The sequence below is a fragment of the Paraburkholderia sp. J8-2 genome, from assembly GCF_905220195.1.
In the GTDB taxonomy this organism is placed as follows: domain Bacteria; phylum Pseudomonadota; class Gammaproteobacteria; order Burkholderiales; family Burkholderiaceae; genus Paraburkholderia.
Genome location: NZ_CAJMZA010000024.1, coordinates 101,165 through 114,977 on the forward strand (window position 1 = coordinate 101,165; position 13,813 = coordinate 114,977).

A 13,813-nucleotide genomic window follows, 5' to 3' on the forward strand; every position below is an offset into this window, starting at 1 on the left:
AATTGCACAAACGTACTGCAGACAGTCTCCGACCAATGCGTTAGGTGGAGAAGTGGGTCGATTTGAGCGGTGGAGTTTGTGCAAAACATAAGCTCGTCAGACATTAGCGCTGCAACCGCGGCGGTTCCTACAGGGAAGACAAGCGTAGTCAGAAATAGTGCGGTGTACAGTCAAGCCGGAGCGAGACCTTCTCCCTGCTATGGGAACTCACTACTCACTACTTGCTATGAGGATAGGAATGAGCGTAACGCATCCAAAATTCCGCGTCGCGGCTATTCAGGCGGAACCCGTGTTCTTGGACCTTGACGCGTCAATCGACACGGCGGTCTCGCTGATCGCCCCGTGCTCAACCAGCTCATACTGCGGTTTGGCAACGTGCGGTGTGAGCTGCTGTGGCGAGGCAAGTGGGTCAAGCATCCGGATTGCGGCCTACGGGAGACTCGGCGTCGAGGCGCGCGGCGACTCCCGCTGCAGCAAGGGCTCACTGTAAGACATCTCATCGAACCAATGCGTGAACCCGCGACCCCGGCCCGACTATGGGTTGCTTGACGGGACGGTTCAGCGCGGCCACATGAATGGTGTGATCGAAGCACGAAGATGGCTGGTTCGGTCGCACCTGGCGGATGCTTGATCTCTCACACCGGCGCGTCCACTGCCTCAGGCGAAAAATCCATCGGATCAGTTTCGCCGGTACCTACGCTGTCAACCAACTGAAGTTCACGCGGTCGGAGGCGTTGAGCGCACTGTTGTGGGGAGCGGCAGCGATGGCCTTGTCCATTCCGATGTTCGGATTGATTGCGGACAGGGTTGGAGCTCGTCGGCTGTACTACTTCGGCGGCACGCTGCTGGCAGTAATGGCAGTGCCGTTGTTCAAGGCCATAGGTAGTGGCTCGTACTCCGTCTACGTCGCGGCCACCATTCTTGCGTTAGCGCTGAATTACGCGATCGTCTTCGCACGGCAATCGAATCTGTACGCTGCACAGTTTCCCGCAGAGCTGCGCTATTCTGGTATGTCGATGGGTGTCCAGTTCGCGTCGGCACTAGGCGGGGGACTTGCGCCGATTGTCGCCGCAACCCTCGTGGCGAAGTCTGCGAGTATCGTGCAGGCGGGGTGTATGTGGCCGTGCTGGGCGCGCTCGCCGCGACTTCGGCCTACCTGATGCGGCCAAGCTTCAACGAGCGCTGACAGAGCGCCGCTGTGTCTGCCGGTACCCCGTGGGAAGTTCAAAACCCCCGTGGCTCGGCCCGCCCACCAACTCCTTCCAAGTCCCAAGAGTGATGTGCCCGCTTCGAGCGCCAGTCGCCTAGACTGAGCCGCGGTCCTGACCACCGAACCGATAGTGCAGTCAGCGTCTGCAAATTCGGCTTTCCATCACGGCTTGCGGATTGAACCATCGCGCGTTTGCCGTCATCCAGTTGCTAGTCCGCAAAGGGTAGTCAGCAGGTGTCTGATTGGAAAGGGAATTTATACAAGGCGGCAAGGCAGACCTGCGCCAGGCCCAGGTGCGTCTGATCGGGAAAATGCACGAACGTCTATGACACCCCTTTCGGCAGGCTGTAGCACATCCTCACCGCTTATCGTACAAGCACCGCCATTCTTTCGAAAGCTCACCGGATCGCTCTAACGTGGAGCCTCTCTGGGGCAGGCAGTGTTGTACCTTCGCCTCCGCGTAGTAGCATCGCTATCTGGCGCAAGCCGTCTCGCTCAACTTTGCAGAGGTCGCTTACAATCCTACTGGACGCCGTTCCCGGGTTGGCGGCGGTTTCGCCAAGAGACCTCGGAGTTGGCCGCAATCATGCTAAGCGGGTAGGTCTCCCATCGATGGCGGCGGTCAAAGCCAGCGATTGGGTGATTGGCCGAGCAACGGCCAATCTCGGATGTCGAAAATTGAGCGAGCCCGATTGCGCCTGCAAGAGCTGCTGTGGTGCTGACGGACGGTAGAGAACGTGCGGCCATCTTCCGCGGAGTCCGGCATGGAGCATGGCGTTCGCGTTGTGCGTGTACATGACATACTCGATAGCTCGCGCATATTCGGTCAACGTAGTGGCGAAACTCTGAATGCTTTGAGGAGGCGGGGCGGATTTGACTATCAGATCAACGGCAATCCATCAACAGGATGCGTCATTCACCATTGGCCCCCGACTTAGGGCGGCGCGACTGGCGCAAGGTCTCACGCTTCAACAGGTCGCGGATGCTGCCAACGTAACAAAGGGGTACTTGTCGCGTCTCGAAAGAGACGACATCTCACCAACTGTCGGAACTCTCGTAAATCTGTGTAAGACCCTCGGTGTGGACCCGGGGGCCCTGTTGACCATCGAGCAGGTGGAGGTCGTCTCGTTTGGAAGCGTCATTGTGGGTTCAAACGAGGCACAAGGGATTAGGCATAGTTTGTTGAGCCCGGCTAGCAACAAGCTACTGTCGCTCACCCATACCACAATGGAACCCGGTGCAAGCGCTGGCGAAGAACTGTACCCAATGTTCTGCGAGTCGCAAACGGCGTATGTTCTGAAAGGCAAAATCCGTATCCAGTTTTCGAACAAGGTTGTTGATTTAAATGCTGGAGATGCAATAACCTTTCCTGGACGTGAACCTCACACCTACCACAATTTGGAAAAATCCAAATCTGCTGAATTGATTTGGGTCATGGTGCCGTCGGTTGGACGGTAAAAATTTTTGGCATGTTGCGGCGGGCATTTGCAAGAAGCACGCCTACCGACCTGCACAGCGCGTCTTCTCACCTTGACAGATCAAGTGAATGATGATGTCCATTTAGACGACGGTTAGCCGACAGGACGGTCTGTTCGCGCCGCTTCTTTTGAATATCACGTCAATAAACGGCGTCGAACGCGTCATTTACACACGCATCGACGTTGCGTTGGAGTATAGGCAAGTCCCGGTACTCGTCGAAGCACCGGGACTTAGTCATCGCTTAAATGGCAAAATTCTGTCCGTAATTGCGTAATTCAGCCACTCATGCAAAATGACCACGTGATCAGTGAAGCGTGCAAGCGGCCAGATCAAAACACGTGATTAATGCCAACATGACCGACGACCTGCTTACCATTCGAGGACGGGTTGAAACCGGCAATTTGTGCAACTGCACCGCCACTCGCCTTCTGGACCGCGACGATTGCGTAGAGCGCAGTACGTTTGGAGACCTGGTAGTTGGCGCCAATGTTGAACTGCTGGTATCGCGGCTGCTGGTCTGTGGCGTGATTTCGGCCGTCGGTGAGCGTATAGCCGCCGAAGAGTGCGAGCGCGGATGTTGCGTTCCAGCTTGTCGCGAGTTCGTAATTCTGAAATTTCACATCCTGTCCGTTCCCAGCACCCTGCTGAAAATTGACGTCAGTGAAGTTGCCGAGGATTCTGACTGATCCGAAGGCATATGACGCGCCGACACCGAAGATCTGTTGACTGCGAGCGTTCTGAAGATACGTGCCGTATACGGAGTTCACATAGCCTCCACCGCTCTGATAGCCGAACACGGTTGTCTGCGGATCGTTAACGCGAAGATAGGCAATTGCGGCAGAAAACTGTCCCACAGAATAGTCCACTCCAGCGCTATAGCTCGAGCCGTTTGAAAATTGCCCGGGTTGTCCTCCGAAGGAATACAGAGCTTCGACGCTGGCGCCACCAATTTTTGGACTCGCGTATTTAATCGCGCTCGGAATCGAGAACGTGTAGTCCAGGTTGTCGACGTCGTTCGGATGCGAGAAGTACCATCCACCGTAGTTAACGTTCAGAGAAAACGCCCCTACCATAACGGTCAAAGGGGACCATTGGCGACCCAGAGTAAGAGTTCCGAACCGTTCATCCTTGATGCCGACGTACGCTTGCCGACTGAAGCCCAATCCAGAACTTAGTGCGCCATTTGTCGCGTCGAAACCGCTCTCCACCTTAAAGATTGCTGACTGCCCCTGACCGAGATCCTCGTTGCCAGTCAGACCCCATCGCGTAGGGATCCCGACCGCGCTAGCCATACGGTACTGATGGGCGCCACCAACATTGCTGGCGAAATCAACGCCCAAGTCAATAGACCCGTAGAGGGTCACGGAGCTTTGCGCATGAACCACAGTAGAAGTCATTAACGCTACGCTAACACCTATGATTCGCTTTTGATTAGTAATGCAAAATATTAGCGACGAGTGAAATTTATTATGCACGGCTTTCTCCTCAAAAATGCGCTATTAAATAATAGACGGAATCGTCAGGATGTGTGGTTACGTCAGTTCATAAAAACGCCTGCACCGTTTGCGCGAGGAGGATTTTCATCCATAAATGGTAAATAATTGCGAACCTTGGCGCATGTGCAGATATACAAGTTCAAGTATATTTTTGGTTTTTCACAATCATAGAAACGAAAAAATGGCACACGTCTGTATCCGATGGATTTGACAAGCAGTCACCGCGAAGCCACGCGAAGTGCATGACCCATCGTGCTGAGCGTCTCCTCAAGTACCGGATAGGGGGTACCAAAGTTCAACCTCAAATATCCGGAACCGCACTCCCCAAAATCAACGCCTTCGCTAGTTTCCACCCCTGAATAACGCAACATGAATTCGGCTGGTCGGTCGCCAATCTGAGTCCGACGAAAATCAAGCCACGCGAGATACGAAGCAAATGGTCGATGGTAGACGACTCCCGGGAGATGCTCCGCAACCATATCTGATAGCCGGCAGCGGTTTCCGTCAAGGTAGGCTAGTACTGAGTTTAACCACGCTCCGCCGTTACGATATGCTTCCGTTGTCGCCCAAAGTCCTGCTGTGCTTGCGCCGTGAGCAAGCATTTCGAGTAACCGCTCGCGTATTGGCATTTCCGTATCGTTCGATACGATCAGATGTGCGGCCTTGATACCGCCCAAATTCCAGCCTTTCGTGGCCGATACGCCAGTCAGCGCATGGTTCTTCGCAACCTCGGTGACGGAAGCGTATGGCGTATGGCAGTGAAGCTGACCGTCGTTGTCCCGAAATGGATAGACGAGAGGTGCATGAATCTCGTCCGCGAAAACGCGAGCCCCGTACCTCTCCACGAGCTCGGAAAGTGCGATGAGTTCGTCGCGGGTGTATACAGTTCCTGTTGGGTTATGTGGATTACAAAGTATCAGAAGGCGAGCCCCCAACCCGAGTCCACGCTCGATATCCTCGAGGCTCAAAGTCCAACGGCCGCCTGATTGACGAAGTGGACTCTCGATAACCTTCCTCCCGAGCAATCGTGGCACTATCAAAAGTGGCGGATAGGAAGGGGTCGGTACAATAACCGGGCAGCCGGGCGCGCTGAAATACGCAAGGCAAACCTCAAGGGCTCGAAGAAGATCGCCGAGTGTTATTACCTCGTTAGAGGAGATCCGCCATCCATAGTTGAGAAAGAGATATTCCCGAAGCGCATCCGAGGCAGCATTAAGCGCCTTAGGGTGAGCATATCCAAGGTCGCCGCGCATGGCTGATGCCGCATGTGCAGCGGCTATGTCGGCCGCCGGATCGAAATCCATCTCTGCGATTGCCGCTCCGTATTGCGCGCCTGAACTGGACCATTTTGCGCGCTTTAACTCTCTAAGATCCCGGGTGCTATAGTTCTCAAATAGCGGAGACGAGGTGTTATGTGATCCTGAGATCATTTTAGAATTATTCCTCGGTCGAAGGTGGTTAGACGTTCATGGCCCCGATCTGTGATGACGATACTTTCAGAAATATTGAGGCCACGCGCGGAGATATAAGCGTGAAATGTCATTCCAGCCTCGAAATGGAAGTCGGCGTTGTGAGTGACCTCTAGCTTTTCGTAGGTGTTAGGCCAGAACATCATTCCGATACCGTAGAAGGTCTTGTTCGGATATTGGTCGACCCATCCGGTCTTTACAACGCCTTCACGCACTATCCGGTCCGGGACCGAACAATGCACACCTGCTCTAATCGTAGCTAAAGCCTCATCTTGAATGTCGACAAATCGACGGTAGGTGTCGACCATGCGATCGTCGTGTTGGCCGACAACAATGGTGCGCATGCAACGAGCATGATAGTTTTTCTTGTGTGCGCACATTTCAAGGAAAACCAGATCATCGTGTGAGATGACACGCTCTTGAAAGCAAGAATGGATATGGTATGCACGTTCACCCGATGCTAGTGGCCCGGGCTCCGCCTGATCACTACCTCCTCGCAAACCGGCACTAGCTGTCGCGATCATTAGGTCCCTCTCGGTTGCACCAGGAGATACAGCGCGGATTCCAGCCTCATGCATCAGGGACACGGCTTTTCCAGCTTCGCGCATATAGGCAATCTCAGCTTGGGACTTTATAAAACGAAGCGAATCGAGTTGCGTACCAAGATCAATGAAACTTGCGCGAATCGCCCCTCTGACGCGATCCATTATTGTGGTGGTAGCCCGCCACGATGCCCCGTCGAAGCCGACACGCCCTTTTACAGACAGTTCGGCCATCGCACGAATCACGACATCTGGAGCGGATTCGCCGTCGTACCATAGCAGGTATTTGTCGAGCCACGCCGCGGTATCGTTGAAATGAAACTGTTCCGCCTTTCGAAGCACTGTGAGAGGGAGGCCTGAGCTGGGGACGAGAACACATTGAAATGAAGTTCCGTACCCTAATGTGTAGAACCCTGTCAGGTAGGTTACGAGCTCAGGTTCAAACACGAGCAGATAGTCAAGCTCATGTCGAGCCATATATTTCTGCGCGTTTTCGAGTCGGGACTGATATTCAGCAATATCGAACCACATGTTTTCTCTTCTGGTTTGGTGAAGTCTATAGGAAGGAAAAGTGCCGGCAGTTATCGCTCGGCGACCGCGGTCTCGAGCGATTCATTACCCATGACCGCGTCATGATCTGCAGTGAGGGACTTGGTTTCCGGCATCATTGACACGCCGACTAGTGCAAGCACTGCCATGGCCATCTGGTAGTAAGCGATCGTGAAGCTGCTGCCTGTTGCCTGAGTAAGCCAACCCACGATGAACGGCGCGGTTCCTCCAAACAAGGCTGTGGCTACGTTGAACGCCAAGGTGAAAGCCGTAAAGCGAACCGATCGGGGGAAGAGGACGGTAAGGGCAGCGGAGTATTGCGACGCGTTTGGCGCAAGCGCCAAACCGGCTAGTATCGCTGCAGCAAAGACGTACGTTTGGTTTCCTGATTGAAGCATCATGACCATCGGTACGCTGAAAACGAGATAGATGAGCGGAGATGCCGCCAGTAATACTCGGCGCCCAATCCGGTCTCCCAAGCGTCCGAAGATTGGTATAGCGACCAGCATCGTAACCATGACCAACACACTCAACATCAGAGCGGCGTCCCCCGACATCTTGAGGTCGGTTTGTAGGTAGGTCGGCAAATAGGCCAGAATGAGATAGTAGGCGCTGTTTCCGAACGCTACCAAGGCGGCTGTTAGGAACATGGGCCGTGCGGCTCTTCTAAACGAATCCGCCAACGGCGAGGCAACTTGCTCTCCAGACGCTTTCATTTTCTTGAATACGGGAGAATCCTCGAGGTTTCTGCGTAGTGCGACTGCGAGGAGTCCAAGCGGCAAGGCAATCAGAAACGGTAGTCGCCAGCCCCATGCCTTCCATGCGTCAGCGGACAGCACGTGCATCAGACCGATTACGATAGCTGCCCCGGACAGGTAGCCAAACAGCACGCCAGACTCCAGGACACTTCCAAAGAGCCCTCGCCGGCCAGACGGTGCCACTTCGGCCACGAATGTGTTTGCGCCGCCATATTCCCCGCCCGCCGAAAACCCCTGGATCATGCGCGCCACGACAAGGAGCACTGGGGCGGCCACGCCAATCTCGCTATAGGTCGGGAGCAGGCCAATCAGAGCCGTTCCTAGAGTCATCAGCCCGACGGTTAGCATGAGCATGTCCCGACGGCCGCGGCGGTCTCCTAAGGAACCGATGATGATGCCGCCGATTGGACGGATCAGAAAGGAAAGGGCAAACACTGCGAATGACGCTAGCGCGGCCGCAACCGAGGAGCTCGTCGGGAAGAAGTGTGTTCCGACTGTGATTGCGGCGAAGCTGTACACGCCGTAGTCGAACCACTCGATGACATTGCCCAGCGACGCGGCGGCCAACGCCCTGCCGCCTGCTGCTCCGCCTCTAACATTGTTCCTGTTCATATGTTCTCCAAGTGTCCCCTTCATCATTCATGTGGTGTATTTCATGAAACTACTGTTTACTATTGTGTAACTCCTCCGGCGATGTCAAGCAATATCAAAATTCGAGGGTGACGCCCCCGGCACGTCGCCGTGCAGGGCGGGAATTTTCGTTCGTCAGGCGGGTACGCTTGCTTCCGCTGGCGTTACGACGCAAGTAGCTTTCAACGTTGAGCTCGAGGATCGTCGAGCGATCGACCAGGGTCGTCGATGGCGGCCACCGTCATCGACGGATCGGGGAGCGCGGTTCTAGGCGTGCGACGTTCAGTTGGCGGTAGCCATGATCGCAGTACTCCCCTCTGGCTATGACCTAGCTGCATTGGTTCGCAAACATGTGACGAACTTCGAAAGCAACTACTCGAAAGCTTTTCGTATGGTTCGCAATCACTGGAATGGGGTGCCATGCCGGGGCGTAGCGTAGTTCGGAGGGGTGCAATATGTCGCGGACAATCGCCAAAGGTCTTGGATGTGACAGGCGGGCTCACGGTTGAGATAGTGCGTGCGCCGCCGGACAATGCGCTCGCGCGATGTCGCAGAGGCCGCCCTGAAGGCCGGCTCCATCGTGTTGATTGCCGACAAGCGTCGGGCTGTTGCGGCGATCAAAACGGACGACCGAATTGAAAGCGACCATTTTGAGGGACGCCACTCGGTTGGTCGTTGATGCGAGCAAACGGAAATTGATGTGGCTTGAGTCGAATTCGCCGGAGCACGGGCCCGTGTCTATCGCAAGGCCACGCGAGCCGCGACTGGAGCAGCCTGCTACGTGTCGTGATCACGATTCCACGGTAAGCGTGGCACCAGCGTCGTCGTGAGTGGAGATCGTGACCTTCAGACTGCCGTGCCGAGCCGAGGGGCAACGAATCACGGCGCGAGTTCGCTGATGCGATTGCTAGCGACGGAACGTCGTCCTGTAGAAGGAATCCCCGTCGCTTGCGCGCCGGGCGGGAAGAATGTCAAATTCCGCTCCATCGAGGCTCGCGCCTTTCTGCGAATGCACGCACGCCGTCAATTGCGTCTGCCGACTCGAACACTGGTGCAATATGGTTTTTCTGACGTGAGGAACGTCTCTTCGTTCGCCCAACCGCACGATTTGCTCCTGATTCGTTTCCTTGTGGTCGCTGCCAGTGGCCCGTCTTCGAGGATGCGATCACTTGGATCAGAGGGAAGTTATAGTCGAAATTCAGTAGACGCATCGCGCGTCGTCGAGCCATGGCATCCGGCAACTAGATGAGCACTACGCCGCGCAGCCACAAAGTGCATGCAGGTCTGCAAATGCCAACGGGATTTTCACTTGTACGTCAGGTCCGGATTTCGCGATCTATCCATCCTTGCAACGACAATCACTAAGCGAAGCACGTGACGGGATGAGGGGGGATAAATGATGAACAGAGAGAGTAGATCGGGGCGGTAGCGGGCAAGCTCGTTCAGGATGTGATGACAATGAGTCTCACTTGGGATGAGTCATTGCTGTGTTTGGTCGCGCCGCCAAGGCAACCGCACTGACCGAAGCGGGCACGGGGGCCGGCACATCCACACAGTGCATCACGCTGGCGCACCGGTGCGACGCAGACGCTACTCGAATGCCCTTCGACGCTTCGTGATGCATTCGATACCCGCATCCGTGCAACCTGTTCTTACGAGCGGCTTGTGGAGGTTCGACGCGAAAGGAGGCGCCATTGCGCTGGTTTCTTGATCAACTGCGCACCTCGGGATATGAGGCGCGAAACGAGTGGCCATTTAACCTCTTCCGAGCATTTATGACAAGCCCACCGCAGCTGCATCAAGCTTGTCAAGACGATAGCCGTAGCCGTAAATCGGGACGATACAATAGCCGTTCTCTGGCCGAAGTCCAAGTTTGACTCGTACGGTGGAAATGTGTGTATCGAGCGTACGCGTGGGAATGTCAGTCAGCTGCTTCCAGACCGTCGCGCGGATTTGAGCTCGCGATAGCGGGCGCGCAAGATTGCGAAAGAGTAGTAGCGAGAGCTGAAACTCCTTCCGGGTAACCGGTAAGCATGTGCCGTGGCGAAAAAGCTTACCCTCCCGAATATCGAACAGGTACTCGCCAAACTGCTGCGAGGTCGCCGCCGCTTCCTGCTGGAAAGTCCGGCGCAAAAGCGAAGAGACGCGCGCGAGAAGCAGGGAGGCGGCGATCGGTTTGGTGACGTAGTCATCGGCGCCGGCATTCAGCGCATGGACGGCGTCCTGCGCGCCCGTGCGGCTTGCCATGAAAAGCACAGGCAGATTCGAGTCGACGTTATTGCGGATCCAGGCAAGTACAGCATCACCCGGAATGTCAACGACGTTCCAGTCGAGCGTCACGAGGTCAAAGGTTTCCCGTTGCATCCGTTGAATCAGCGCGCCGCCCTCGGCAAACACATGGCAGTCGTGGCCGGCAGCGGTCAGCGCCTCGTAGACGAATCGCGACTGGCCAGGGTCATAATCGAGAACCGCGATACGCATAGTGATCAAATCCAGGATCGTAGTCCTTAGGCCGCAATTTCACTGGGCAGCCGATTCGTACTGACTGATCGAACCGGCGAATTCTCACTGGACCGTTGACCGATGTATGTGTTATCGATTTTTTCGGTGCTTGCAGCTGCAAGGACATCCGCGATTGAGGCGGCGTTCATCGGCGGGCGGCCATACATTCGTTGCGATTGAAGGTTCGCTTCTGGTCCTGCGGAACGAAGCGTCGATCCACAATGCAGCATCGTGGCCGCGGGTTGCGGCTTTTGCTTTTGGTCGATGTGCACACGAGCCGCCATTTGCCTGAAACACGGTACAACGTTGAGAATGCGACGCGGGAGCGAAGGCTTGAACTTTTCATTATGGCGGGAATGTCACAAGGATAAAGAAGGATGAGCTGAAAGGAGGGTAGGGAAATCCTGAAAAGAAATGGCGCCGGTACGCTTGCACCTGAAAGCGCTCACATGCGCATGGAAGCGGAGATGAGTCAACGTCAACGTGGATGTCCGCGGGTGACCAGCAGCTTTGTGTTCCGTAGCTCGTACAGGCGATCATTGATATGAAACGGTATCCGATTTCTTGAGAATCCCGTCCGGTCCGAAAATAAAGCTGACGGTGGTTCTGCGGACATTTGTCGTTGCGTACGGTCCGAAATTTGAGATCACTCTGTCCCAAAATGGCGGCTTACCCGTGAAGGTGTAAACCAGAAACGTCGATCCATCCGGTAGGGTGGTTGTTGAAGACGGGGTTCCCAGCCTCCAGATTACGTATTGCTGAGTTGTCGCGCCGATTGTGAATTCCGAAATACTCTCTGGTTTGACTTCACTTTCTGTCGTAGTCGCAGCACACCCATGCCAGCATGCACGTGAACGCGATTGACAGAGTCAGACTGGCTCTCAGGCGTCTCATTACCTACCTCCAAATAACTTCCAGCGGCTTTTTACTTGTGCAAACGGGATTCTGGACAAGTATTCTGCGGTTGAAATTCGATCAGAAAAACAAATGGCGTTTAGTGTATTGTCTTGCATCGACCATGTTGACCTTCACCAGACAAGGCTATCGGACTCGTGTGTACAGCGACGCGAGGCGTCGGCGAACCTGTCGAGCACATTGCACGGGCATCGCTTTCGGGGAGCGTTCCAAGCGCAAGGGAAAAATAGGAAAGGCCTGCAATCAGTCCTGCGGTTGCGCCTAAGAAAACCTCAAAGGATTCTGCCCGTCGCATGAGGAAAATAGAGGCCGCGATGAGCGATAGAAATGTTGTCGCCAGCCCCACTATCCAGAACATCGAATACGCACTCGACCAAAACAGATCGAGAATCGCGCCCACGTCCTGGCCGATGATGTATGCCATCTCTCTGCGCTTGTCTTGACGGTCGGAATCGGGCCACACGGGAGTGGATAGCACACTCAGCTGCTTTGCGATACAAACCCGAACATCACATATCGACGGAAATATTTTCAAAACCGACAGAATTCACGGTTGATATTCAGATTGGCTCAAGGAAATCTGATTCTTGTGTATGTCAATATTGCTGGTGGATGGGAATCCTTCGGTGAGTCCTGGCACATCGCCAGAAAATACCATTGCAGTAACGAGCACACAAAAGAGGGCCGTGAGTACCGGGATCGTGCAAACCAGTAGCCTGCGGGATGTCCGCGCGGCGCCGGGCTGGAGTTGGGAGGAAGAATTCATCGTGAAAAATGGCCTGTATGGATAGCGTCATCGGACGGGTTATGACTGCCTGATCCCACATCAACTGTCCTTCAAAACGAGGAGCCCAGCAGTCGCAGGTTTGTCACCAGTACGGTTGAATCAAAGTTGGCCAACTACTACGCGATACACGCAGAGTAAGATCCGCCATAGTGCGTCTGCCACACGCCTGAGCCAGCGACATATAACTGGCCAACTCAATTTCTGGCTTCGCGATGCAGCTGTCGCGCTTCCCCTGATACGGAAAGTCCTTGTTGCGCAACGGCCGGTTGACGTGTGGTTACATCGTGCGCTTCAGGATAGAAGTCAATGAAGACCACCATGTAAATCAGTGCGGCGAACAGTCCGGTCCACGTTGCCCATAGGTCACGCGCTTCGGCACCGGCAAGGAAATGAAGCGGAATGCCAACCAGCAGATAAGCGGCAACGAACACCAGCGCCACCATAACGGGCGAAGGGAGGGGCAGTGCGAAGAGGGACGCGATTCCAGGCATTGGACGCTCCGTCAGCCGATTTGGTTACCTACGAGACCGGATGCACGGCAAGGGCTTTACGCGCACAGTGGCTCCACGCTACTGATCCACCGTGTCGCGCGATGTGTGTTCTTGCTTACCGGAGCTCAGCGACCAACGCGTCGGCGCCCTTGTCGATCCCTGCTTTCGCCGCACCGAGTGAGCCAAAACTCGCGACCAGGTTCATGGCGTTTGGATACTGCCTTGTTACGTAGGCATTCAAAAGCTTGTTGTTCGACGCGTCGTAAATCTCGACTGCGTACGAAACGGAGCCGCCAAACATCGCCTTACCGCCGCGAACGGCCTGCACACCGTTATAGACGTTTCCGCCGATATCGAAATGTGTGAACTGACCAATCACGGGTTTCGTGGTCTCGGCACCCGTGAGGATCAGCTTGACGCGAAGCGTGCCCGGACCGGGCTGCGTAGTCGAGACAAATCTCGTCCCGAGTCTCTGTGTGAAAGACTTCTGGAGGTAAATGGCCAGCGCTGCCCTGTCGGCGTCGCTCATGTCGCCGAACTGGCTGTCAGCACCGTTATAGACGGTGGCCGTGTCGACGATCACCCTGGAGTAGGCTTGCCAGTTCACCGTCGTCGAGTAGTTATACGGGATGCGCCCGGTATCGTCGTGGGCATTCGCCTTCAGGTACGAAGACGACGGAATGCCGGAATAGGCGACGGGTTGAACACCGGCACAACCTGCCAGCGAGAGAAACGACAGCGCGAAAAGCAGGTGGCGAACATTCCTGGTGATTGTCATTTTGGGTCCCATGAGAGATACACGGCGGCAACGGCATGAACAAAGGCGTCTGGGCGGTTTGATCTACGACGTCAGCAGGTAATCTCCGCTGTCTTCGCGGAATAATAAAGCCGTCCAGACGGTTCGTATTTTATGCAAGGTGAAGAACTGGAGCGAAGTCTAGCACGAGATACAGAGAAAGCAAAACGTCTGGACGGTTTTTTTAGT

The 13,813-nt window shown here is 55.1% G+C and carries 10 protein-coding genes and 1 pseudogene; 3 read left to right on the top strand and 8 right to left on the bottom strand.

Annotated elements, in window-relative coordinates; genetic code table 11:
- Positions 1-764: 764 nt before the first annotated feature.
- From U5A52_RS32890 to U5A52_RS32895, 3 genes and pseudogenes are all read left to right on the top strand, one after another.
- The gene (locus U5A52_RS32890) at positions 765-1,160 is read left to right on the top strand and encodes a hypothetical protein (protein ID WP_321938078.1); all 396 of its coding nucleotides are present in this window, start codon (positions 765-767) and stop codon (positions 1,158-1,160) included.
- A 923-nt stretch (positions 1,161-2,083) separates the two neighbouring features.
- Positions 2,084-2,308: pseudogene (locus U5A52_RS43355) on the top strand (helix-turn-helix domain-containing protein); the annotation flags it as partial.
- Positions 2,309-2,668, top strand: a complete 360-nt coding sequence (locus tag U5A52_RS32895) for a cupin domain-containing protein (protein WP_321915985.1) — start codon at positions 2,309-2,311, stop codon at positions 2,666-2,668.
- Between the two features lie 350 nt (positions 2,669-3,018).
- On the opposite strand, the gene U5A52_RS32900 is transcribed toward U5A52_RS32895, so the two are convergent.
- From U5A52_RS32900 to U5A52_RS32935, 8 genes are all read right to left on the bottom strand, one after another.
- On the bottom strand, positions 3,019-4,128 hold the full coding sequence (locus U5A52_RS32900; protein ID WP_321938098.1) for a porin: 1,110 nt from the start codon (positions 4,126-4,128) through the stop codon (positions 3,019-3,021).
- Between the two features lie 275 nt (positions 4,129-4,403).
- The gene (locus tag U5A52_RS32905) at positions 4,404-5,489 is read right to left on the bottom strand and encodes a MalY/PatB family protein (protein WP_321938080.1); all 1,086 of its coding nucleotides are present in this window, start codon (positions 5,487-5,489) and stop codon (positions 4,404-4,406) included.
- A 122-nt stretch (positions 5,490-5,611) separates the two neighbouring features.
- Positions 5,612-6,727: a Xaa-Pro peptidase family protein gene (locus tag U5A52_RS32910; RefSeq protein WP_321938082.1), complete on the bottom strand. Its 1,116-nt coding sequence runs from the start codon at positions 6,725-6,727 to the stop codon at positions 5,612-5,614.
- Between the two features lie 50 nt (positions 6,728-6,777).
- Complete coding sequence (locus U5A52_RS32915) at positions 6,778-8,115, bottom strand: MFS transporter (protein ID WP_321938084.1); 1,338 nt, start codon at positions 8,113-8,115, stop codon at positions 6,778-6,780.
- 1,791 nt (positions 8,116-9,906) lie between these two features.
- Positions 9,907-10,614, bottom strand: coding sequence for a response regulator transcription factor (locus tag U5A52_RS32920; protein WP_321938086.1), 708 nt, complete (start codon positions 10,612-10,614; stop codon positions 9,907-9,909).
- 1,015 nt (positions 10,615-11,629) lie between these two features.
- A complete protein-coding gene (locus U5A52_RS32925) occupies positions 11,630-11,974 on the bottom strand; it encodes a hypothetical protein (RefSeq protein WP_321938088.1) in 345 nt (114 codons plus the stop codon).
- 557 nt (positions 11,975-12,531) lie between these two features.
- Positions 12,532-12,828: a hypothetical protein gene (locus U5A52_RS32930; RefSeq protein WP_321915991.1), complete on the bottom strand. Its 297-nt coding sequence runs from the start codon at positions 12,826-12,828 to the stop codon at positions 12,532-12,534.
- A 115-nt stretch (positions 12,829-12,943) separates the two neighbouring features.
- Positions 12,944-13,606: a DUF3313 domain-containing protein gene (locus U5A52_RS32935; RefSeq protein WP_321938090.1), complete on the bottom strand. Its 663-nt coding sequence runs from the start codon at positions 13,604-13,606 to the stop codon at positions 12,944-12,946.
- Between the last annotated feature and the right edge of the window lie 207 nt (positions 13,607-13,813).

What these genes read in the sequence shown, in the direction of transcription:
- U5A52_RS32915 (WP_321938084.1), bottom strand. Translation starts at nt 8,115, where the DNA reads ATGAACAGGAACAATGTTAGAGGCGGAGCAGCAGGCGGCAGGGCGTTG.
- U5A52_RS32935 (WP_321938090.1), bottom strand. Translation starts at nt 13,606, where the DNA reads ATGACAATCACCAGGAATGTTCGCCACCTGCTTTTCGCGCTGTCGTTT.
- U5A52_RS32910 (WP_321938082.1), bottom strand. Translation starts at nt 6,727, where the DNA reads ATGTGGTTCGATATTGCTGAATATCAGTCCCGACTCGAAAACGCGCAG.
- U5A52_RS32890 (WP_321938078.1), top strand. Translation starts at nt 765, where the DNA reads ATGGCCTTGTCCATTCCGATGTTCGGATTGATTGCGGACAGGGTTGGA.
- U5A52_RS32905 (WP_321938080.1), bottom strand. Translation starts at nt 5,489, where the DNA reads ATGGATTTCGATCCGGCGGCCGACATAGCCGCTGCACATGCGGCATCA.
- U5A52_RS32930 (WP_321915991.1), bottom strand. Translation starts at nt 12,828, where the DNA reads ATGCCTGGAATCGCGTCCCTCTTCGCACTGCCCCTCCCTTCGCCCGTT.
- U5A52_RS32920 (WP_321938086.1), bottom strand. Translation starts at nt 10,614, where the DNA reads ATGCGTATCGCGGTTCTCGATTATGACCCTGGCCAGTCGCGATTCGTC.
- U5A52_RS32925 (WP_321938088.1), bottom strand. Translation starts at nt 11,974, where the DNA reads ATGGCATACATCATCGGCCAGGACGTGGGCGCGATTCTCGATCTGTTT.